The 20,053-nt window shown below is 64.9% G+C and carries 20 protein-coding genes, 2 tRNA genes and 1 rRNA gene; 16 read left to right on the forward strand and 7 right to left on the reverse strand.

Annotation, left to right across the window (positions count from 1 at the left end; genetic code table 11):
- Positions 1-107 precede the first annotated feature (107 nt).
- Positions 108-1,295, forward strand: a complete 1,188-nt coding sequence (locus FAZ97_RS15785) for a pyridoxal phosphate-dependent aminotransferase (RefSeq protein ID WP_158759408.1) — start codon at positions 108-110, stop codon at positions 1,293-1,295.
- On the opposite strand, the gene FAZ97_RS15790 is transcribed toward FAZ97_RS15785, so the two are convergent.
- From FAZ97_RS15790 to FAZ97_RS15800, 3 genes are all read right to left on the reverse strand, one after another.
- On the reverse strand, positions 1,292-1,720 hold the full coding sequence (locus FAZ97_RS15790) for a nucleotide triphosphate diphosphatase NUDT15 (RefSeq protein WP_158759409.1): 429 nt from the start codon (positions 1,718-1,720) through the stop codon (positions 1,292-1,294). The two genes, FAZ97_RS15785 and FAZ97_RS15790, sit on opposite strands and share 4 nt — an antisense overlap.
- Before the next feature lie 100 nt (positions 1,721-1,820).
- Positions 1,821-2,054, reverse strand: coding sequence for a hypothetical protein (locus FAZ97_RS15795; protein WP_158759410.1), 234 nt, complete (start codon positions 2,052-2,054; stop codon positions 1,821-1,823).
- Between the two features lie 38 nt (positions 2,055-2,092).
- On the reverse strand, positions 2,093-2,557 hold the full coding sequence (locus tag FAZ97_RS15800; RefSeq protein WP_158759411.1) for an Lrp/AsnC family transcriptional regulator: 465 nt from the start codon (positions 2,555-2,557) through the stop codon (positions 2,093-2,095).
- 135 nt (positions 2,558-2,692) lie between these two features.
- On the opposite strand from FAZ97_RS15800, the gene FAZ97_RS15805 reads away from it, so the two are divergent.
- Positions 2,693-3,319, forward strand: coding sequence for a LysE family translocator (locus FAZ97_RS15805; protein WP_158759412.1), 627 nt, complete (start codon positions 2,693-2,695; stop codon positions 3,317-3,319).
- A gap of 89 nt (positions 3,320-3,408) precedes the next feature.
- Here FAZ97_RS15805 and FAZ97_RS15810 read toward each other — a convergent pair whose 3' ends face one another.
- Positions 3,409-3,915, reverse strand: coding sequence for a DUF1993 domain-containing protein (locus tag FAZ97_RS15810; protein ID WP_158759413.1), 507 nt, complete (start codon positions 3,913-3,915; stop codon positions 3,409-3,411).
- A 428-nt stretch (positions 3,916-4,343) separates the two neighbouring features.
- Here FAZ97_RS15810 and FAZ97_RS15815 point away from each other — a divergent pair, with 428 nt between their 5' ends.
- The 3 genes from FAZ97_RS15815 (at position 4,344) to FAZ97_RS15820 (ending at position 5,457) form a co-directional block, all read left to right on the forward strand.
- On the forward strand, positions 4,344-4,847 hold the full coding sequence (locus FAZ97_RS15815) for a hypothetical protein (protein ID WP_407671849.1): 504 nt from the start codon (positions 4,344-4,346) through the stop codon (positions 4,845-4,847).
- Between the two features lie 163 nt (positions 4,848-5,010).
- A complete protein-coding gene (locus FAZ97_RS35615) occupies positions 5,011-5,142 on the forward strand; it encodes a hypothetical protein (protein WP_267904748.1) in 132 nt (43 codons plus the stop codon).
- Positions 5,143-5,184: 42 nt separating this feature from the next.
- Positions 5,185-5,457, forward strand: a complete 273-nt coding sequence (locus FAZ97_RS15820) for an RNA-binding protein (RefSeq protein ID WP_158759414.1) — start codon at positions 5,185-5,187, stop codon at positions 5,455-5,457.
- A 33-nt stretch (positions 5,458-5,490) separates the two neighbouring features.
- On the opposite strand, the gene nadE is transcribed toward FAZ97_RS15820, so the two are convergent.
- Positions 5,491-6,378, reverse strand: coding sequence for an ammonia-dependent NAD(+) synthetase (gene nadE / locus FAZ97_RS15825; protein ID WP_158759415.1), 888 nt, complete (start codon positions 6,376-6,378; stop codon positions 5,491-5,493).
- A 179-nt stretch (positions 6,379-6,557) separates the two neighbouring features.
- On the opposite strand from nadE, the gene FAZ97_RS15835 reads away from it, so the two are divergent.
- Positions 6,558-7,781: a L,D-transpeptidase gene (locus FAZ97_RS15835; protein WP_407671884.1), complete on the forward strand. Its 1,224-nt coding sequence runs from the start codon at positions 6,558-6,560 to the stop codon at positions 7,779-7,781.
- A 68-nt stretch (positions 7,782-7,849) separates the two neighbouring features.
- On the opposite strand, the gene FAZ97_RS15840 is transcribed toward FAZ97_RS15835, so the two are convergent.
- Positions 7,850-8,770: a DMT family transporter gene (locus tag FAZ97_RS15840; protein WP_158759418.1), complete on the reverse strand. Its 921-nt coding sequence runs from the start codon at positions 8,768-8,770 to the stop codon at positions 7,850-7,852.
- 202 nt (positions 8,771-8,972) lie between these two features.
- Positions 8,973-10,547 carry an ABC1 kinase family protein gene (locus FAZ97_RS15845; RefSeq protein WP_158759419.1) on the reverse strand — a complete coding sequence of 525 codons (1,575 nt, stop codon included), beginning with the start codon at positions 10,545-10,547 and terminating at the stop codon, positions 8,973-8,975.
- Positions 10,548-10,749: 202 nt separating this feature from the next.
- Between FAZ97_RS15845 and FAZ97_RS15850 the strand changes: the two genes are divergently transcribed.
- The 10 genes from FAZ97_RS15850 (at position 10,750) to FAZ97_RS15895 (ending at position 19,823) form a co-directional block, all read left to right on the forward strand.
- Complete coding sequence (locus tag FAZ97_RS15850) at positions 10,750-11,505, forward strand: DeoR/GlpR family DNA-binding transcription regulator (RefSeq protein ID WP_028202504.1); 756 nt, start codon at positions 10,750-10,752, stop codon at positions 11,503-11,505.
- A gap of 422 nt (positions 11,506-11,927) precedes the next feature.
- Positions 11,928-13,010: a 2-aminoethylphosphonate ABC transporter substrate-binding protein gene (gene phnS, locus FAZ97_RS15855; RefSeq protein WP_158759420.1), complete on the forward strand. Its 1,083-nt coding sequence runs from the start codon at positions 11,928-11,930 to the stop codon at positions 13,008-13,010.
- Between the two features lie 250 nt (positions 13,011-13,260).
- Positions 13,261-14,370: a 2-aminoethylphosphonate ABC transport system ATP-binding subunit PhnT gene (phnT, locus tag FAZ97_RS15860; protein ID WP_158759421.1), complete on the forward strand. Its 1,110-nt coding sequence runs from the start codon at positions 13,261-13,263 to the stop codon at positions 14,368-14,370.
- Positions 14,348-15,262, forward strand: coding sequence for a 2-aminoethylphosphonate ABC transporter permease subunit (locus FAZ97_RS15865; protein WP_158759422.1), 915 nt, complete (start codon positions 14,348-14,350; stop codon positions 15,260-15,262). Before phnT ends, FAZ97_RS15865 begins: the two co-directional genes overlap by 23 nt.
- On the forward strand, positions 15,252-16,127 hold the full coding sequence (gene phnV / locus FAZ97_RS15870; RefSeq protein ID WP_158759423.1) for a 2-aminoethylphosphonate ABC transport system, membrane component PhnV: 876 nt from the start codon (positions 15,252-15,254) through the stop codon (positions 16,125-16,127). Before FAZ97_RS15865 ends, phnV begins: the two co-directional genes overlap by 11 nt.
- Before the next feature lie 109 nt (positions 16,128-16,236).
- Positions 16,237-16,893, forward strand: coding sequence for a GntR family transcriptional regulator (locus FAZ97_RS15875; protein WP_158760949.1), 657 nt, complete (start codon positions 16,237-16,239; stop codon positions 16,891-16,893).
- A 70-nt stretch (positions 16,894-16,963) separates the two neighbouring features.
- Complete coding sequence (locus tag FAZ97_RS15880; RefSeq protein ID WP_158759424.1) at positions 16,964-17,518, forward strand: phosphonate degradation HD-domain oxygenase; 555 nt, start codon at positions 16,964-16,966, stop codon at positions 17,516-17,518.
- Between the two features lie 508 nt (positions 17,519-18,026).
- Positions 18,027-19,559: ribosomal RNA gene (locus tag FAZ97_RS15885) — 16S ribosomal RNA — on the forward strand.
- A gap of 67 nt (positions 19,560-19,626) precedes the next feature.
- A tRNA-Ile gene (locus FAZ97_RS15890) sits at positions 19,627-19,703 on the forward strand.
- A gap of 44 nt (positions 19,704-19,747) precedes the next feature.
- Positions 19,748-19,823, forward strand: a tRNA-Ala gene (locus FAZ97_RS15895).
- Positions 19,824-20,053: the final 230 nt, after the last annotated feature.

Below are 20,053 nucleotides of genomic sequence, written 5' to 3' on the forward strand. Positions count from 1 at the left end.
GGTATCGTTGCACACGCGTTGCACGCACGAATCAACAGGAATCAACAGGAACGGTTTGAACGCCCCGGCGCGCCATGCGCGCCGCATGTTCGGGAGAGTCGCGGAAGATGAAGTATTCGAATCTGGTCGAGCGGTTGCAGGGCCGTCGCACGACGGCGTGGGAGATTCATCACGCAGCGGTGCAGGCCGCCGCGCGTGGCGAGGATGTGATCGTGCTGAGCGTGGGCGACCCGGACTTCGGCACGCCCGCGCCCATTGTCGAGCGCGCCGTGGCCGCGCTGCGCGAAGGCGATACGCACTACTCGGCCATCATGGGCCGCGAACCGCTGCGCGAGGCGATTGCGCGCGAGCATGCGCAGCAAAGCGGGCGTGCGGTCGGCGCGCAGAACGTGATTCTCTGCGCGGGTGCGCAGAACGGCCTGTTCGCTTCGTCGCTGTGTTTGCTGGAAGCCGGCGACGAAGTGCTCGTGCCAGAGCCGATGTACCTGACCTACGAGGCCGCGATTCGCGCGTCGGGCGCCACGCTCGTGCCGGTGCCCGTCGATCCCGAGAACGGCTTTCACCTCGACTGCGATGGACTCGAGGCCGCCATCACGCCGTGTACGCGCGCGATTTTCTTCGCGACGCCGTGCAATCCCACCGGCGCGGTGATGCCGCGCGCGCACCTCGAACGCGTCGCGCAGCTGGCGAAGCGCCATGACCTGTGGGTGCTCTCCGACGAGGTCTACGCCGACCTCACGTTCGAGCGCGAGCACGTGAGCATCGCCGCGCTCGACGGCATGGCGGAGCGCACGGTCACGCTCGGCAGCCTCTCGAAGTCGCATGCCATGCCGGGCTGGCGCCTCGGCTGGGTGATCGCGCCGGAAACGATGATCGCGCATCTGGCGCGGCTCGCGCTCTGCATGCTCTACGGGCTGCCCGGCTTCATTCAGGAGGCGGCGATCACGGCGCTCGACCAGCGCGCGCAGATTGTCGCCGAGATGCGCGAGATCTATCGCCGCCGGCGCGACATCGTCTACGAGCGGCTGGCGGGTGTGCCGGGACTCAAGTGCCTGTTGCCGGAAGCGGGCATGTTCATGATGATCGACATTCGCGGCACGGGCCTCGACACGCACGCGTTCACCTGGCAGCTTTTCGAGGCGCAGAAGGTTTCCGTGCTCGACGCGAGCGCGTTTGGGGAAACCGCAAACGGCTACGTGCGGCTTGGTTTCGTCGTGGACGAGGCGAGGCTCGTCGAGGCCTGCGAGCGTATCGCGGCGTTTGTGCGGGAGCGCGCCGCAGCCGCGACGCGCTAGCGAGTTTTGAAGCGGGTTTCGAAGCGGGTTTCGAAGTAGAGGCGGGTGGGCTCGAACAGTTCGGCAGGCAAGGCATCCCGCGTGAACCACGCCCACCGCGCGCACTTGTCGGGCTCGGCAACGATCGGCGTGCCCGGCGCGGCGGCCTCGACGAACAGTGTCACATGGCGCACGCGGCCCGCTTCGAGCCAGCCGCTGGCCCAGCCCGCTGCGTGTGCCTCGATCAGCGCCAGGCCGGTTTCCTCGCGCAGCTCGCGCGCGGCCGCGGCGAGCGGATCTTCGCCGGGGTCGACCTTGCCGCCCGGGAATGCCCACGTGTCGCGTCCCCACGCACTTTTGCGCAGGCCGAGCAGCCACGCGTCGCCGTCGCGTACGACGACGCCCACGCCGAGCACGGTGACGGGAACGCCGATGTCATCAGTCATGTTTCGTGGAAATTAATCTGGAATCCGAATCGTAGATGAAATCGATGGTACGCTGCGCGCTCTTCAAACTTTGCGGGGCGCGCAGCGAACGGGTGCGCAATCAGCGCTCGCCGTCGAGCAGTTCGTTGAGCATCTCGTCGAAGGCGGCCTGGGCGTCTTCCAGTTCCTGGAGCGCCATGTCGAAGGTCTGCAGCGCGAATTGCGACGGACGGCCGTCGCCTTCCGGCGGAAACTGCGACTGCAGCGAGGTGAACGCCGACTTGACGCGCTGGGTCGCAGTCAGCACGCGCTCCATGGCGGCGGCTTCTTCGGCTCGTGCCTGTTCTGGGGTCATCGAAAGCTCCGTTCTTACGTAAATGATGTTGGGTAGGTTCAGGGCAGGGGCAGGCCGCCCTCGGCCTTCACTTCGCGCAGCGACAGCGCCGATTCGACGGACGTGACACCGGGCAGGCTGCGCAACTGGTCGCGCATGAAAGTGCCGTAGTCGTCGAGATCGCGGGCCACCACCTGCAAAATATAGTCCGCCGTGCCGGATACGTTGTGACACGACAGAATGCGCTCGATCGCCAGCACCTCGCGCTCGAAGCGGTCGGCGAGCGCGCGGTCGTGCACCGCAAAGCGCACCGAGACGAATCCCACCACGCCATAGCCGAGCGCGCGACGCGAGAGCATGGCCCGGTAACGCTCGATATAGCCCTCCTGTTCGAGGCGCTTGAGGCGCCGTGCGCAGGGCGTTTCGCTCAGGCCGATCGTTTCGGCGAGCCGCGCGTTCGGCATGCGCCCGTCGGTTTGCAGCGCGCCGAGTATCGCCCGGTCGAGTTTATCGAGGTCGCTCATGGCGGTAGGGGAGTTCTTTTGAAGATTCGGAAATCTTAGCGTATTCCGCTAATCTCTGGCGCGCACGGTATGAAAAACGCCAGAAATCGCTCTTCATGTAGCGGCAAGATAGAGCCTCTTTCAAACGAGGCCAACATGATTTCCGCCCACCTGCTGTTGATGTTCATCGTCGCCCTGATTATTGTCTGCGCGCTGCCCGGCGCCGACATGGCGCTCGTGATGCAGACCAGCATGAGCCGCGGCACGCGCAGCGGCTTCGCGGCGGCCTGCGGCCTCGGGCTCGCGCGCGCGACCCACGTGACGCTTTCCGCCTGTGGCCTCGCGGCCTTGCTGCGCAACGCGCCGTGGCTTTATGAAGTGGTGCGCTACGTGGGCGCGGCTTATCTCACGTGGATCGCCGTGCAGATCTTCCGCGCGCCGGCGTTTGCCATGCCGGAACAGGAGGGCGTAGCCGTGGCGCGGCCACGCCGTGCCGATTTCGCCAAGGGGCTGCTCACGAACCTGCTGAACCCGAAGGCGCTGCTGTTCTGCTCGGTGCTGCTGCCGCAGTTCATCCGGCCAGAGGCGGGCTCGGTCTGGCTACAGGTTTCGGTGCTGGGCGTAGTGCTGGTTGCCGTATGCGCGCTCTTCGACGTGATCTACGTGCTGGGCGCCGCGCGCATTGCTGTGTGGCTGCGCCGTCATCCGCTCGCGCAGACGATTCAGAAGTGGGCGTTCTCGTCCGCGTTGATCGGCTTTGCGCTGCGGCTCTCGCTCGATTGACGCATTAGGCGTACAGGACGGTTGTGTGAAGGCGTGCGGCGCGCAAGGCGCCGCACGTTTTTTTGTGGCTCGCGGTTAAGCGCCTCGCGTTAGCGCGCGCCCAGGTAGTCGAGCTTGCCCAACTCCACGCCGTTGTGACGCAGGATGTCGTAGGCCGTGGTGACATGGAAGAAGAAGTTGGGCAGCACGAAGCCGAGCAGATAGCTCTGGCCCGTGAACTCGATCGGACCGGTGCGCATCTTGAGCGTGATGCTGCGCGCTTCCGTGCCGTCGATCTGCTCCGGTTTGAACGTATTCAGATAGTCGATGGTTTTCTGGATTCGCGCGTGCAACTCGTCGAACGTGACCTCGACATCTTCGAATTTCGGGGGCTCCACGCCGGCGAGGCGCGCAGCGCAGCCCTTTGCCGTGTCGGTGGCGATGTAGATCTGGCGCGTGAGCGGCAGCATGTCGGGGAACAGCCGTGCGCCTGTCAGCACGGAGGGGTCGATCTGCTTTTCCGCCGCGTGTGCCTGCGCCTTGCCGATGATGTTCTGCAGATTGGTGAGGCCGCGCACGAGCACGGGCACCGATGCTTGATACATGGAAATGGACATGGGGTTTCCTCGTTTCTTCGAATGCGCGCGATGCGCTCCGCTTTGGAGCTGACCGGGCGGCCCATTATGCGCTATCGCGTTGCGTGCTGCCATCGGCCGAATGGCCAGGGCCACTTCGCCGGGCGTGTAAATTACCTGGGATTACAGATCAAAAATTCCTTGTGAAATGCCGAAGTTGCGGGCGCTCGCGGGGAGGGCGTGCGGGCCGGCGCGCGATGCGCGACACCGCACGCCGTTTTGCCGATGTGCGCAATTGCCCCGACAAATATTGATTGTGGTCTAATAACCGGGCACTCACCATCCATTCCGCATCGTGCTGCACGATGCGCTCAACCATGAACGCAGAAAAGGCAGCAATACGCCGCATCGCGCGCCGCATGGCAGAAGGCATTGTTTGTCGCACTGGCGCGCCGCGGTGGCGCGCCCGAGTGCTGCGCATTTCGCTGCTGGCGCTCGCAACGGGCAGCGCGGCGCAGGCTGCATCCGCGCAAGATCCACGGCTTCTCGATACGCGTGTCACGCAAGAGTCGGTGACTGACACGATCTGCCGTCCGGGTTATGCCGACACCGTGGCGCCGCCGTTCGACCAGACCATGGCGCTGAAGGATCGCATGCTCGCGGCGCGCGGCATCGACACCGACGATGGCGTGGGCTACGCGCTCGACCGGCACGTGCCGATCGTCCTTGGCGGCTCGCCGGACGCCACGGCCAACTTCGACCTGATCCCGTGGGGGGGCCACGCCGGCGAGCGCCGCAAGTCGCTGCTCACGGTGCGCCTGAAGCGTTGCGTGTGCGCGGGGCGCATGACGCTGGCCCAGGCACAGGCTGCGATCACCGGCAACTGGGTGCACCAGTATGATCGCCTCACTCGCATGGACTGCGGCGGGTCCGCCGACGAGACGACCTCGGCGAGCCGCGACGACGGGTCCTGAGGCGCCGGTTCGCGCGCGCCTCCTCGGGTACGCTGATTGCGTCGCGAGTCAGGCATGCGCGGTGGGCAATCCGTTGCTTATCCGCTGCCAGACAATATGCCGCAGCGCACCGCTCAGCGAATGCGACTATGCTGACATTGATCAACAAAAGGGAGTCACAACAATGCTTACGTCCAGCCTTTTGCTGCTTGGCGTCGCTGCCGTGCTCGGCCAGGTGGCGTGGACCCGTTCGCGCGCTCGCGCGAGCCTGCAGCCGGTACGCGTACGCGCGGCGCAACCCCGCCGGTTCCGCTGAGCGCGGCGCGTCAGTTCCGAATTTCTCGCGAGGTAGGCCGTCATGCACGTGACCGTCTGGAATATTCCCGAAACCTGCAGCGAGCAGGACGTGCGCAGCTTTTTCGAGCGCGAACTCGGCAAGTACGCCAAGGGCATCACCGTTTATGACGCTGGCACGTCCAACGCGCACGCGGACCTCGAACTCGACTCCGACCTGCCCTACGTGGCCGACGCCGTGGCGCACGAATTGCAATCCCGCCGCCTCGCCGGCGTGGCGCTAAAGGTGAGCGCGCCGCCGTTCGAGGACGACGAGCCGGTGAAGCGACGCAACTAAGCGCCCACGCAACCGAGCCCTTCCCGCCGCGCGTCAGCGCATGACGTCGGCGGCGTCGTATGGCGCGTAGGGCAGCGCGCGCTTGTGGCGCGTCGCCTCGTAGAAGCGAAAGATCGTCTCGTACGCGCGTTCGCTTACCGGCTTGCCCTCCAGAAAGTCATCGATCTCGTCATAGCCGATCCCGTAGGCGTCTTCGTCCGGATGCAGCGGGCGCAACGTTTCCAGATCCGCAGTGGGCGTTTTCTCCACCAGCGTGGGCGGTGCGCCGAGCAAGCGCGCGAGCGCGCGCACGCGCCGCTTGTTCAGGCCCGCGAGCGGCAGCACGTCGGCGCCGCCGTCGCCGAACTTCGTGAAAAAGCCCATCAGCGATTCCGCCGCGTGGTCCGTGCCGATTACGAGTCCCGCTCGTGCGCCGGCCACTGCGTACTGCGCGATCATCCGCTCGCGCGCCTTGATGTTGCCGTGAACCTTGTCCTGCGCGCTTTCGTCGGCGAACGCCAGACCGCTCGCCGTGAGCGAGGCGAGCATCGCGTCGGCGGCGGGGCGCATGTCCACGGTCAGGGTTGCGTCCGCGGCGATGAAGGCGAGCGCGGCGGCGGCGTCTGCTTCGTCGCGCTGGGTGCCGTAGGGCAGCCGCATCGCGATGAAACGTGCGGTCGTCTGGCCCTGCGCCCGCAGGCTCTCCACGCTCAGTTGCGCGAGGCGCCCGGCCGTCGCGGAGTCGATGCCGCCGCTGATGCCGAGGACGAGCGTTTGCAGGCCGCTCGCCTGGAGGCGCTGCGCGAGAAAACCGACGCGGCGGCCGATTTCGGCTTGCGCGTCGAAATGCCCGGCGACGTTCAGTTCGGCGATGATGCGTTGCTGGCGGGCGAGGCGGTCGGCATTGGCGTCCGCGGCGTTGGCGTCCAGGTGGGCGGGCATGGGCGGTTCCTTAATTGGCTGCGCACGCGGCATGCGCGTGCAGTCTGCGTTGTCTGGTTTAATGTCGGGTCGTCGTGGCGCTGTCAGCGACGCCGCATAGCACGGCGCCCGACGTATCCGACTTCAGACAAGACGCACAATCGGCCGGACTCACGATGAACGACAATGTTTTGCGGCGCATGGGCGCTCGCGTGCGAGGCGACGCCTCGAACCATCCCCATCATAGGACGCAGTGGATTGGCGCGCAGGCGTACCGCGCAACGCTGGCCGCGCTTTGCGCCTCGTTTTGCGCTTCATGGGCGGCAAGCACCGCTTATGCCGCCGACAGCGTGACGGCCTCCAGCGCGCACGTGGCCTCCGGCGCCTTGCGCAGCGCGCCGGTGCAGGCAGCGTCGAAGCCAGTTGTTCCTGGCGCATCCGCTGCATTGGCTGCGTCGGGTGTGTCTTCGGTTCGGCCAGCTGCCAAGGCAGCTTCCGCCGCTTCGGCTCCAGCGCCTGCGTCGGCGGTCTCAAGCGCCTCGGGGGCGTCGGCCGCTTCCTCGGCCTCCGCCTCCGCCGCATTGGCCGCTTCCGCGCCACCCGCGCTCGTGCTACCCGTCCATCGGGCGCTCTCGCCAGAAGAGGCCGCCGAAGAAACCCGCGGTGCGCTCGAAATGCGCAAGCGCTTCGCACGCGACGTCAACCGGCGTCTGCGTGTGCCGCTCGCCGACCAGCGCGCCTACGGCCAGCGTCTGCAGGCGGCGCTCGATGAGAAAGATCTCGGCGCGCTGTCGGGCGAATTCGTCATCCTCGTCGATCGCAGCGCGAATGTGCAGGCGCTCTTCATCTACTTCCGGGCCATGCCCAACGAGCCGTGGCTCATGATCGGGGCGTCGCCGGTCGCGACCGGACGTCCCGGCGAGTTCGACCACTTCCTCACGCCACTCGGCGTGTTCGAGCACACGCCGCAGAACATGGACTTCCGCGCGGAAGGCACCATGAACCAGAACAACATACGCGGCTACGGCCGGCGCGACATGCGCATCTACGACCTCGGCTGGGTGGACGGCGAACGCGGCTGGGGCAAGGGCGGCTATTCGCAGATGCGCTTCCAGATGCACGCCACCGACCCCGACCGCCTCGAGCCGCTGCTCGGCATCCGCCACTCGAAGGGCTGCGTGCGGATTCCGGCGACGCTCAATGCGTTCATCGACCATAACGGCATCATCGACGCCGAATACCAGGCGCTGGTCGACTCGGGCAAGTCGCTGTGGGTGCTGCACTCGGACCGCGAGATCACGCCGTGGGCGGGACGCTTTATCGTCGTGGTCGATTCGGAGCGCAAGACGCGCCCGGCGTGGTCGCCGGCGCCCGGCGGCAAGGCGCGCGCGAAGGTGCCGGCCGGTGGCGACACAGCCGACTGATCGCGCGATCCGGCGAGGGTGCGGCCACCATTGCTGCCATTCGCCGCGCGCGTTTCGCAGCGCCGGTGCTAGGCGCGTCGCGCAATGAGCACGCCCGCGAGCGCGACGCCGAAGCCCGCCATCTGCATGGGCGTGAGCGTTTCGCCGAACAGCAGCCAGCTTTCGAGCGCCGCGAGCGGCGGCGCGAGAAAGAGCAGCGCGGTGGCGCGCGCGGCGTCGCCGTGGCGCACCATCCACACGAGCAACGTCACGCCCGCGCCCGAAAGCATCGCGATGCCCCACGCCAGCGAGAACCACAGCGTCGGCGTTGCGATCCAGCGCGTCTCGCCGAGCACGAGCGCAAGCACGGCGGCCACGATGGCCGCGCCCAGGTTCTGTACGGCGCTTGCGCTGCGAATGTCGGCTTGCGCGAGCGATGTCTTCTGGTAAAGCGTGCCCGCCGTGATCGATCCGACCGACACCACCGCGACTGCCACGACGAGCAGCGGATTCGCGTGAGCGTGCATGTGCGTGGTAGCGGTAGCCGCAGCGGCGTCGGCGATCGTGCCGCCGGCAGCGTGCATGGTGGCGTACAACTTTGGGCTCAACACGAGCACGACGCCGGCGAGGCCGAGCGACATGCCCGACCAGCGCCGCGGCGGCAGGCGCTCGCCGAACATCCGTGCCGCGATCGCAGCCGTCAGGAGCGGCTGGAGCGCGCCGAGGAGCGCCATCACGCCCGCGCTCAGGCCCTGCGCGACCGCCCAGTAGCCCGCGCCCAGATACACGCCTTGCAAGAGCGCACCCGCGAAGAGATGTTTGCCGATTTCGCGTCCGCGAGGCCAGGGCGCGCGCATTGCCAGCGCGACGATCGCAAACAGCGCTGCCGTGCCTGAGAAACGCGCGAGCAGGAAGAGGTTGGGATCGGCGTAGGGCGCAATGGCACGCGCGACGACGAATCCCGTCGACCAAAGGACGACGAAAAGGGCGGGGGCGAAAGTGGCGAGCATCGGTATCGAAAAGGGCGCGCGCGAACGCTACGCGTGAGAAACACGAAAGGCTCGGAGTATCGCGCAACGCGCAGGTTGCGGTCTTGTTCAGGACTGCACTGGCTCAGTGGCACGCCGCTCGGGTTGCCGAATGCAACTAACTGCCCAGCCCGTTTCCGTTCCGGCAATGCAGACGTCACGAAGCCGGCACACGAGTGGCGGTTTAGCCTGCAAACAACACAGCCGTCACGCCAATCAAGCCGCCGCAGACCGCGCAGGCGAGCAGCAGCGCGCGCGTGCGCCGATGCTCGCGGCGCCACGCATCGAGCAACGCGGCCTGCTGGGTGGCCTGTCCCGTAGCGAGACCGTGCCCGGCTCTCGCGTGGTGCTCGAGGAAACGGAACACCATCTGCGGCACGCGCGGTGCGATTTGCGCGAGGTGTGGCAACTCTTGCGAGAGTCGCCGGATCCAGCCGTGATGGCCGAGATCCCGGCGCGCGATGTCGGCGAGCGTGTGCCGCGCAATGCCCCACGCGTCCACGCCCGGATGAATCGAGCGAGCCAGTTGCTCGGCCTGGCCGAACGCGCGCTGCGCCGCCACGAGGCGCGGCGAGACTTCGCCTCCAAACGGCTGCACGGAATGCAGCAGATGATGGAACAGCGCGCCCGCGCTGCGCTCGTCGGTGTCGCTTGCGAAATGCGCTTCGCTGCGGGTGCGCAATTCCGCCTCGATCTGTTCGGTGCGCGCGTGAGCGGGCACGTGGCCCGCCACGTGATGCAGGGTCGCGAGCCGGCCGTAGTCCTGCTCGAACAACGCTGTTGCGCCGTGCACGAAGAATTCGCGTTCAGGCGAGGAAAGGCTCGTCATCAGCGCGGCGCCCGCGAGCACGAGGCGCCCGCGCGTCTCAGGCTCGACGCTCACCGCGACCCGCCTGGCGTCGAGAGCCGCATGAAAGAAACCGTGTTCGAACGCCTGGCGCGTGACCACTTCGATCAGATGCGCCGCCACCTGCGTGACGTTGATGTGGTGCTCGGCAAGTCCGGCGATATCGGTCGCGCCCACGGTGTCGATGTGCTGCACCGCGATCGTCTGAGGGGTGCAGAGGTCCCAGATCACATCGGGCACGACGATACGCGGGTCGTCACCGAGTTGATGGCCGCTCTGGCTCAGGTTAGCGGCCTGGGCCCGCAGGTCGAAGCGCCGCTGCAGATCCTCGCGCAGCGCCTGTGCGAGCGCGTGCAACTGCAGCCTGCGCGCGGCGCGTGAAAAGCGTTCGATCCAGCGGGCCACGGCGCAGAGAAGCGCGGCGTCATCGTCGACTTCCTGGACCTGTTTCGTGCGCAGCACGCGCAGCGTGATCGTTTGATGACCGTTCACCGGCAGCGCGAGCCGCGCGAGGTGCGTCTGCTCGCACCAGCCGTTGTGGGCCGGCGCGGGGTCGATCCACGTGAGCACCGATTCGGGTGGCTTGCCGAGCGCGGCGTGCAGCGTGGCGTTGAGCGCCTCTCCCGCGAGGGGCTCTTCGAAATGCTCGATTGTGTCGATCGCATCATGCAAGGTCGCGCCCGCGAGTTCGGGGCGCGTAGCCAGCGTTTGCGCGAAGGCGGCGACGAGCGGGGCGAGACGCGGCAGCGATCCATGCAGGCGCGAAGCGAGACGCGGGTCGCCGTGCAGGTTCGAGGCGAGCGTGAGGAACCAGTGCAGCTTGTGATGCTCGGGCGCGGCGAGCCAGATCAGCCTGAAGCCATAACGCAGTGCACAAAACAGCAGACGCAATTGACGAAGTCGTGAACGCATGAATTCCAATGGTCGGCGAAGCGGGCGTCGTGTGAGCGCGCGGTCTCCACGAGATTAGCAGGGATGCTCGCGAGATGGCAGCGCAGGCTCGTTGCGCGCGTGCGTAATACAATACGGCGGCTTTTCCGGATTCGCGTCGATTGCACGCCGGATTCACTTCATTACCCGCGTCTTTATCCACGCACGACCCGCGCCCACCGAGATGCTCGCTGAACAACGTCACCAATACATCCTCTCGCAAGTGAACCGGACGGGCGCGCTTTCCGTGGCGGATCTCGTGCGCGAACTGCGCGTTTCCCGCGAGACGATCCGGCGCGACCTCAATACGCTCGCGGAGCGCGGGCTGCTTGTCACGACCCACGGCGGCGCGCTTTCCAGCGACCGCCGCGAGCCCGATCTCGACGTGCGCGAAGCCGCCAACGCGAGCGCCAAGCGCGCGATCGGCGAACGCGCGGCGGAGTTCGTGCCCGACGGCGCCTCGGTCATCATCGATTCGGGCAGCACCACGCATGCGCTCGCGCGTGCGCTCACCGACCGTCATCGGCTCACGGTCTATACCAACGACTGGCGCATTGCGCTCCTGCTCGGCCGCCGCAACGAGAACCGCGTCACGCTGTTGGGCGGCGAGCTGTCCGACCACGAGGAAGCGACCTTCGGCCTCGACACCGTGCAGCAACTCGCCCAGTACCACGCCGACTTCGCGTTCGTCGGCGCGGGCGGCATCACCGCCGACGGCTGGCTCACCGACTACTCGCGCATGGTCGCCGAGGTGCGCAGCCGCATGCTCGCGGCCACGGCCTGCGCGATCGTCGTCGCCGATCATTCGAAGTTCGGGCGCGTGACGCCCGTGCGCATCAACGGCTTCGAGCAGGCGCGCTACGTCATCACCGAGCTGGCGCCCGAAAAGAGCGTCGCGCGCGCCATCACCGCGCGCGGGCCCGAGCTCGTCATCGCCTGAGTCTTCTGGCGGCGCCGCGTTTGCTTTTGCACATGTAGCAAGTCCATACCCGCCGCCAACGCGCGAGCGGCGGAATCTGCGCGGCTATGTGGCTTGTCGAATATTGGCGAATTGTGGAATTTTTTGACAAACGCCACAATCGTCATGCGCCTGTCATCAAAACCTGTGATTCTTGCGGGGCCCGTCCAGATGGGCCGGTCAGCGAGGCGAGCGGCAACATCGCGCCTTCGCCGGCCCGGCTGGTTCAGGTGGAAAGCGCCGGATTGTAGACAATCTGCAATCCGCGATGCGAGACCACCGAGAGGCGGGCAATGACAGGCGGCGCAGTCCGCCGAAGTTCGGATTGTTCAGCTCAGTTCGATCCATTCAATCACAAACGCATCGGGTATCCCGAGCATCTGGTTTTGCCTTCGGAGAGTGACATGAACCACACGAAAATCCATCGCGCGGGTTTTGCACGCAAGCTGCTGCCGATCGCGGCCGCCGCGGCGCTGCTGGGCGCAGCCGCGAGCGCGCACGCCGCCGACGCCGTCGTGCTGTACACGGCCGACGGCCTTGAAAACCTCTACAAGGACGTGCTGCCGGCCTTCGAAAAGAAGGAAGGCGTGAAGGTCAACATCGTGACGGCGGGCAGCGGCGAAGTCGTGAACCGCGCGAACGTCGAGAAGGACTCGCCGAAGGCCGACGTGATCGTCACGCTGCCGCCGTTCATCCAGCAGGCGCAGCAAAGCGGCCTGCTGCAGCCGTACCAGAGCGTGAACTACAAGAACGTGCCGGCGATCGCGAAGGCGACGGATGGCTCGTGGGCCACGTTCGTGAACAACTACTTTTCGTTCGCGATCAATCCCGATGTCGTGAAGAACGAGCCGAAGACGTTTGCTGACCTGCTGCACCCGGACTACTCGGGCAAGGTCGCGTACTCGAACCCGGCCACGGCTGGCGACGGCATGGCCGTGATCATCCTCACGACCTCGCTGATGGGCGAAGACAAGGCGTTCGACTACCTCAAGAAGCTCGAGCAGAGCGCGAAGTTCCACACCAAGGGCACGGGCTACCTCGACGTGCTGCTCTCGCGTAACGAAATCTCGGTGGCCAACGGCGACCTGCAGATGGATCTCGACGACGCAGCCAACGGCGGCCTCTCGCTCAAGCCGATCTTCCTCGCGGCCGACGCTGGCGGTCATCCCACGACGTTCCAGCTGCCGTACGCAATCGGCCTGATCAAGAGCGGCCCGAACCAGGCTGAAGGCAAGAAGCTGATCGACTACCTGATGTCGACGGAAGTGCAGTCGAAGGTGCCGGACATCTTCGGCATTCCGGGCCGCACGGACGTGGCGCTCACGGGCAAGAACGGCGAAGCGGTCAAGCACGCCATCCAGGGTGTGAAGCTGATTCCGGTGGACTGGAACCAGGTGATGGCGAAGAAGGCCGACTGGACGGCGCGCTGGAAGAGCGAAGTGATCGGCTCGTCGGACAAGCAGCTCGAAGTCGTGAAACCGAAGTAAGCAGCGAGCAAGAGGCTGCAACCGCGGTCGCGAGAGCGGCCGCGGTGCGCCATTTGGCAATGCCTGAGATTGACCAGTGTTACCTGTGCAGCTTTGCATAGGACCAGAGTAAGGGCTTTGCATGGGACCGGAGTAAGTGCTGAAGCACTAGCTCCGGCCGACAGCTGAAGCGCCAACTCTGGCCGATAGTTTTACATGGGATGGCACTAAGCGCTGAAGCGCCAAGTCCCATCGACAGGAGATTAACCCGGTGAATACCGCAAGCCTCGCGCCGGCCGGCATGGCCCGCGCGCTGCCGGATGCGTCCGGACTGACTGACGCCACGGACGCGCCCCGCGCGGCGGGCGTGCAGATCGACCACCTGAGCGTGCGCTTTGGCGCGCGCACTGTCCTCAACGATCTGTCGCTCACGATCCGCCGCGGCGAACTGTTGACCGTGCTGGGCCGCAGCGGCTGCGGCAAGACAACCTTGTTGCGTTTCATCGCCGGCTTTATCGAAGCCGATGGACTCGCGGGCTCGCTCACCGTGGCTGGCCGCGACCTGACCCATGTGCCGCCGCATCAGCGCAACCTGGGTCTGCTGTTCCAGAGCTACGCGCTCTTTCCGCATCTCTCGGTGTTCGAGAACGTCGCGTTCGGGTTGAAGGCGCGCCGCGTGCCGTCGCGCGATATAGCGCGGCGCGTGGCCGACGCCCTCAAGCTCGTGCAGCTCGGCGACGCGGGCCACGTCATGCCCGCGCAGCTCTCGGGCGGCATGCAGCAGCGCGTGGCGCTCGCGCGCGCGCTCGTGATCGAGCCGGACGTGCTCCTGCTCGACGAACCGCTCTCGGCGCTCGACGCCAATCTGCGCGCTTCGGTGCGCTCCGAACTGAAGGCGCTGCACGAGCGTCTGCCCGATCTGACGATCGTGTGCGTGACGCACGATCAGGACGACGCGCTCGTATTGTCCGACCGCACGCTGCTGATGCGCGACGGCCACATCGCGCAGCTCGGTACCCCGCAGGAACTCTACGACACGCCCGACGACGCCTACGTGGCCCGTTATCTGGGCGCGGCGAACCTGCTGCCGCCGAACGTCGCGTTCCCGGTGGGCGACGCGCGCCACGACGTGCGCGACAAGCTTGCGTGTCTGCGTCCTGAGAGTCTGCGCGTCGTGCCGCTCGGCGAAGGCTCGCTGCACGGCACGATCGAATCGGTCGAATGGTATGGCTCCGTGCTGTCGGTGCCGGTGCTGCTCGACGCGATGCCGAACGAACCGGTGCTCGTCACCATGCAGCGCGGCCACGGCATGACGCCGGCGAAAGGCATGCGTGTGTCCCTGCGTTACGAGGCTGACGATGTCGTCCTTATCAACCCCTGATTCCTCCCTGGCGCTGCCCGGCGCCGACGCGCACGCCGCCGCCGTGCGCCGTCGCGAACGGCGCGCGCAATGGCATATCGCGTTTCTGCTCGTGTTCGTCCTCGGGCCGCTCGTCGTCTATCCGCTCGTGCGCCTCGTGCTGCTGAGCCTTTCGGGCGCGCACGGCTTGAGCTTCCACGCGTACGAGACTTTCTTCGGCAATCCCGATTCGCGCGGCGTGATCGCGACGACCTTGTGGATTCTGTTTCTGAGTGCGGGGCTGGCTTCCGTGCTTGGCGTCGCGCTTGCGGCGTTGCTGTTCTTCAAGCCGTTCCCGGGCGCGCAGCTCGTCACGCGCTTTCTGGAACTGTTCGTGGCGTTCCCGTCGTTTCTCGTCGCGTTCACGCTGATCTTTCTGTACGGCTCGCAGGGCTCGGTGAGCATCGGACTGCAACGGCTGTTTCATTTGCAGGCGCCGCCGCTCGACTTCCTGTTCGGCATCGGCGGGGTCGTGCTCGCTGAAGTGGTGTTCTACGCGCCCTTCGTCGTGCGCCCGACGCTCGCCGCGTTCGCGCTGCTCGACATGCGCCTGATCGAAGCCGCCCGCAGTCTCGGTGCGAACACCCGGATGGTCGCGCTGCGCGTGATCCTGCCGCTCGCGTGGCCGGGTATCGCCGCGGGTACGATCCTGTGCTTTCTGCTGACGTTCAACGAGTTCGGCATTCTGCTCGTGCTCGGCAGCGCGCACCTGATCACGCTGCCGGTGGCGATCTACAGCTCGGCCACGGTCGACCTCGATCTGCCGACGGCCGCGGCTGGCGCCGTGGTCATGCTTGCCATGTCGCTTTCCCTGTATGCGCTGTATCGGCGCGTGAATCGCCGCAGTCATGGAGGCGCGCGCAATGTCAACTAATCCTGTCGCCGGTTCCGACCGCATCGCGCTGCCGCCCAAGCATCTTCGTGCGCGGCCGGTGGAGCGCAGCCTCTTTGCGCGCTTTGCCAGCGCGGCATTGCTTGGCTTCGCGGCGTTGCTGTGCTTCTGGCTTTTCGTGTTGCCGGTGATCGTCGTCGCGTTGTCGAGCGTCGCGTCGCACTGGTCGGGCACGATCCTGCCCGATGGTTTCAGCACGCGCTGGTTCGAGCGCCTCGGCTCCTCCGACTTCGATGCGCTCGCAACGAGTCTCGAGATCGGCTTCGGCGTCGCAGTGCTCGGTACGGCGCTCGGCCTCTGGCTCGCACTCGCGCTCGAAGGGCGCGACCGGCGTGGTCTGGGCGCGGTCGTCGACACGCTCGCGATGGTGCCCAACGGCGTGCCGAGCGTCGTGCTCGGCCTCGCGGTGCTGATCGCGTATCACAAGGCGCCTGTGGATCTGTCGAGCTCGGCTGCCATCGTCGTGTTCGTGCAGCTCGCGCTCGTACTGCCGTTTTGCTATCGATGTGCGGCCGCAGCGCTGCGGCCCGAGCTGACCGTGCTGCGCGAAGCGGCAGCGAGTCTCGGCGCGCCGCCTTCGATGGTGCTGCGTCGCGTGGTGCTGCCGCAACTCGTGCCGGCCATCCGCGCGAGTCTCGCGCTCGGTTTCGCGTTGTCGCTCGGTGAACTGGGCGCGACGCTCACGGTGTATCCGCCGGGCTTCGCAACGGTGCCGATCGTCGTGGTGGGCGCGGTCGAGCGTGGGTACTACCTGCCGGCTTCGGCGCTCTCGCTGGTCCTGTTGCTCGTCTCGCTGGCGGCGCTGCTGCTGATCGCGGCGCGTGCGCCGCGCCGGCGGGCGGACTAGGTGGATGGATGCCATGCGGTTCGATGCGCCGCAGGCGCGTAACAGACAGGCAAGGCGGGACGTGCAAGATTCGATGACCGAAGGGGAGGCGAGCGGGGCTGCGGGCGATATGGGTCGCGATCCTGAGGCGTTGTCCGATACGACGCCGCTTGCCATGGTGCGCCAGCATTCGCTCACTGCACTCGTGCGCGACGAGATCGAGCGGCGCATCGCGGCGGGCGTGCTGGCGCCCGGCGACAAGCTCAACGAAGCCGACTGGGCGGCTCGTCTGGCCGTGTCGCGCGGACCCGTGCGCGAGGCGTTTCGCGCGCTGGAGCAGGCGGGCCTCGTGCGCAACGAGAAACATCGGGGCGTATTCGTGCGCAGCGTCGGCGCGGCGGAGGCCCACGAGTTGGGTGAAGTGTGTGCGGCATTGCGCGAAGCGGCGTGCCGGATGCTGGCGCCGCGCATCGACGCGGCGCAGGTCGCCGAGTTGCGCGAGCACCTGAATGCGATGCGGGACGCAGTGGTCGCCGAGAAGGCGGCGGCCTTCCTGCAAGCGCGCGACGCGTTTCGCGCGTCGCTCGTCGCGGCCGCTGGCAACGTCAGGTTGCGCGAGACCTATGAGCGGACCGTGAGCGAATTGCGGCTCTCGTTGCAGTGTGCCGCGCCGGCGCACAGCGCAATGGACGGATCGTACGCGGGGCATCGGGCGCTGTTGAGTGCGCTCGCCTCGCGCGACGCCGATGCATCGGCCAATCGCATGCGCGAATCGTGCGGTGACTGAGGGTAGCGGGAACGATAAGTGGCGGTCGGCTGTGGGCCGTCGCTGCATTCACATAGTAGAGGAGTAGAAGATGGCATTGAGCCTCGCGGACATTCGTGGGCTGTTCGAGACCTATGGCGCATTGGCCTATAGCGGCGAGCCGGTCACGCAGTTGGAGCACGCGCTGCAAAGCGGCGCGCTGGCGGAAGAAGACGGCGCGAGCGAAGAGCTGACTGCGGCGGCGTTCCTGCACGATCTGGGTCACCTGCTCAATCGTCAAGGCGAGACGCCGACCGAGCGCGGCATCGACGATCTGCACCAGTACTATGCGCTGCCGTTCCTGCGGCCCGTGTTGCCCGAGAGCGTGCTGGAGCCGATCCGCCTGCACGTCGATGCGAAGCGCTATCTGTGCGCAGTCGATGAAGCGTATTTCGGCTGCCTTTCTGCCGACTCGGTGCGCAGCCTCGAATTGCAGGGTGGCATCTTCAATGCAGATGAGGCGCGCGATTTCGCTGCGCGTCCTCACGCCGAAGACGCGGTGCGCCTGCGTCGCTGGGACGATCTCGCGAAGGTGGCCGGCAAACCGACGCCGGACCTCGACCACTATCTGCAGCTCGTCGAACGCGTCATGCAACGCCACGTTTGAGGCGTTTCCGCATACGCGTTTTTCCGAATTTCACGCGTGTCAAAAAACCGCTTGCAAGATGTCATCTGCGTGACTAGAATTCCGGTCTTTCGCGCTTTCGATGAAGGCGCGGGGAGGCGGGAAGCCCAGGCGAAAGCCTTGTGGCGACTGGGTCTGCGGGTGATGGGAAGTTGAGCGGCAGGTTGAACGAAGTAAAAAAACCTGTTGACGAATCGCCAGACAGTCTTCATAATCTTGTTTCTCTGCTGCTGACGCAGCAACGCAGAAAGAAGCCGGTGGTTGAGCAGTTCTAACGGCGACTTCGCGAACGATCTTTAAAAATTTACAGCCGATAAGTGTGGGCGCTTGATGCGGTGGCGACCCGGATTCGTTCTTCGGAATGAGGCCGGGAGCAGCAAAAGTATCAAGAGTCTCACACTAAAGTAAGTCAGGTTTTTGAATTTATTCAATGACCTGTCAGCTTTGAGTGAGCGACCGGTTCGAGAGAACCGAAAACAGTAACAGGTTTAAACTGAAGAGTTTGATCCTGGCTCAGATTGAACGCTGGCGGCATGCCTTACACATGCAAGTCGAACGGCAGCACGGGTGCTTGCACCTGGTGGCGAGTGGCGAACGGGTGAGTAATACATCGGAACATGTCCAGTAGTGGGGGATAGCCCGGCGAAAGCCGGATTAATACCGCATACGATCTACGGATGAAAGCGGGGGACCTTCGGGCCTCGCGCTATAGGGGCGGCCGATGGCGGATTAGCTAGTTGGTGGGGTAAAGGCCCACCAAGGCGACGATCCGTAGCTGGTCTGAGAGGACGACCAGCCACACTGGGACTGAGACACGGCCCAGACTCCTACGGGAGGCAGCAGTGGGGAATTTTGGACAATGGGCGAAAGCCTGATCCAGCAATGCCGCGTGTGTGAAGAAGGCCTTCGGGTTGTAAAGCACTTTTGTCCGGAAAGAAATCCTTTGGGTTAATACCTCAGGGGGATGACGGTACCGGAAGAATAAGCACCGGCTAACTACGTGCCAGCAGCCGCGGTAATACGTAGGGTGCGAGCGTTAATCGGAATTACTGGGCGTAAAGCGTGCGCAGGCGGTGATGTAAGACCGATGTGAAATCCCCGGGCTTAACCTGGGAACTGCATTGGTGACTGCATCGCTGGAGTATGGCAGAGGGGGGTAGAATTCCACGTGTAGCAGTGAAATGCGTAGAGATGTGGAGGAATACCGATGGCGAAGGCAGCCCCCTGGGCCAATACTGACGCTCATGCACGAAAGCGTGGGGAGCAAACAGGATTAGATACCCTGGTAGTCCACGCCCTAAACGATGTCAACTGGTTGTCGGGCCTTCATTGGCTTGGTAACGTAGCTAACGCGTGAAGTTGACCGCCTGGGGAGTACGGTCGCAAGATTAAAACTCAAAGGAATTGACGGGGACCCGCACAAGCGGTGGATGATGTGGATTAATTCGATGCAACGCGAAAAACCTTACCTACCCTTGACATGTACGGAATCCTGCTGAGAGGTGGGAGTGCCCGAAAGGGAGCCGTAACACAGGTGCTGCATGGCTGTCGTCAGCTCGTGTCGTGAGATGTTGGGTTAAGTCCCGCAACGAGCGCAACCCTTGTCCCTAGTTGCTACGCAAGAGCACTCCAGGGAGACTGCCGGTGACAAACCGGAGGAAGGTGGGGATGACGTCAAGTCCTCATGGCCCTTATGGGTAGGGCTTCACACGTCATACAATGGTCGGAACAGAGGGTTGCCAAGCCGCGAGGTGGAGCCAATCCCAGAAAACCGATCGTAGTCCGGATCGCAGTCTGCAACTCGACTGCGTGAAGCTGGAATCGCTAGTAATCGCGGATCAGCATGCCGCGGTGAATACGTTCCCGGGTCTTGTACACACCGCCCGTCACACCATGGGAGTGGGTTTTGCCAGAAGTGGCTAGTCTAACCGCAAGGAGGACGGTCACCACGGCAGGATTCATGACTGGGGTGAAGTCGTAACAAGGTAGCCGTATCGGAAGGTGCGGCTGGATCACCTCCTTTCCAGAGCTCATCGCTCACACGCGTTTTAAGCGCTCACACTTGTCGGCTGTAAGAAAGACAGACTCAGGGGTCTGTAGCTCAGTCGGTTAGAGCACCGTCTTGATAAGGCGGGGGTCGATGGTTCGAATCCATCCAGACCCACCACTTTGTCTGCATAAGGCGAAATGATCCCTCGAGTATGTGTGACTGGGGGATTAGCTCAGCTGGGAGAGCACCTGCTTTGCAAGCAGGGGGTCGTCGGTTCGATCCCGTCATCCTCCACCAATCCTCAATGCCTAGTGTCCGGTGAAACACAAACCGGGGATTACGCATTGGCGATTGAGCCAGTCAGAGCGGTATGTGAAAACGTATCGGCTGTCGTTCTTTAACAATCAGGAAGAAGTAGTAAAGAGATTCATCCAAAAATGTCTAGAGATGGGCATGAGTAGGTGAATCAGGGTTGTGATTGTATCAATGTATTTTTAAGTGATCGAAAGATTGCCTTGAAATACGGC

It is taken from the genome of Paraburkholderia acidiphila (assembly GCF_009789655.1).
GTDB classification, from domain to species: domain Bacteria; phylum Pseudomonadota; class Gammaproteobacteria; order Burkholderiales; family Burkholderiaceae; genus Paraburkholderia; species Paraburkholderia acidiphila.

Bases quoted from the DNA above. Each gene is read 5' to 3' on its own strand.
- FAZ97_RS15805 (WP_158759412.1), top strand. From the start codon at position 2,693: ATGATTTCCGCCCACCTGCTGTTGATGTTCATCGTCGCCCTGATTATT.
- FAZ97_RS15850 (WP_028202504.1), top strand. From the start codon at position 10,750: ATGCTCGCTGAACAACGTCACCAATACATCCTCTCGCAAGTGAACCGG.
- FAZ97_RS35615 (WP_267904748.1), top strand. From the start codon at position 5,011: ATGCTTACGTCCAGCCTTTTGCTGCTTGGCGTCGCTGCCGTGCTCGGC.
- FAZ97_RS15790 (WP_158759409.1), bottom strand. From the start codon at position 1,720: ATGACTGATGACATCGGCGTTCCCGTCACCGTGCTCGGCGTGGGCGTC.
- FAZ97_RS15810 (WP_158759413.1), bottom strand. From the start codon at position 3,915: ATGTCCATTTCCATGTATCAAGCATCGGTGCCCGTGCTCGTGCGCGGC.
- FAZ97_RS15840 (WP_158759418.1), bottom strand. From the start codon at position 8,770: ATGCTCGCCACTTTCGCCCCCGCCCTTTTCGTCGTCCTTTGGTCGACG.
- nadE (WP_158759415.1), bottom strand. From the start codon at position 6,378: ATGCCCGCCCACCTGGACGCCAACGCCGCGGACGCCAATGCCGACCGC.
- FAZ97_RS15835 (WP_407671884.1), top strand. From the start codon at position 6,558: ATGGGCGCTCGCGTGCGAGGCGACGCCTCGAACCATCCCCATCATAGG.
- phnV (WP_158759423.1), top strand. From the start codon at position 15,252: ATGTCAACTAATCCTGTCGCCGGTTCCGACCGCATCGCGCTGCCGCCC.
- FAZ97_RS15785 (WP_158759408.1), top strand. From the start codon at position 108: ATGAAGTATTCGAATCTGGTCGAGCGGTTGCAGGGCCGTCGCACGACG.
- phnS (WP_158759420.1), top strand. From the start codon at position 11,928: ATGAACCACACGAAAATCCATCGCGCGGGTTTTGCACGCAAGCTGCTG.
- FAZ97_RS15875 (WP_158760949.1), top strand. From the start codon at position 16,237: ATGGGTCGCGATCCTGAGGCGTTGTCCGATACGACGCCGCTTGCCATG.
- FAZ97_RS15795 (WP_158759410.1), bottom strand. From the start codon at position 2,054: ATGACCCCAGAACAGGCACGAGCCGAAGAAGCCGCCGCCATGGAGCGC.
- FAZ97_RS15820 (WP_158759414.1), top strand. From the start codon at position 5,185: ATGCACGTGACCGTCTGGAATATTCCCGAAACCTGCAGCGAGCAGGAC.
- FAZ97_RS15880 (WP_158759424.1), top strand. From the start codon at position 16,964: ATGGCATTGAGCCTCGCGGACATTCGTGGGCTGTTCGAGACCTATGGC.
- FAZ97_RS15845 (WP_158759419.1), bottom strand. From the start codon at position 10,547: ATGCGTTCACGACTTCGTCAATTGCGTCTGCTGTTTTGTGCACTGCGT.
- FAZ97_RS15865 (WP_158759422.1), top strand. From the start codon at position 14,348: ATGTCGTCCTTATCAACCCCTGATTCCTCCCTGGCGCTGCCCGGCGCC.
- FAZ97_RS15800 (WP_158759411.1), bottom strand. From the start codon at position 2,557: ATGAGCGACCTCGATAAACTCGACCGGGCGATACTCGGCGCGCTGCAA.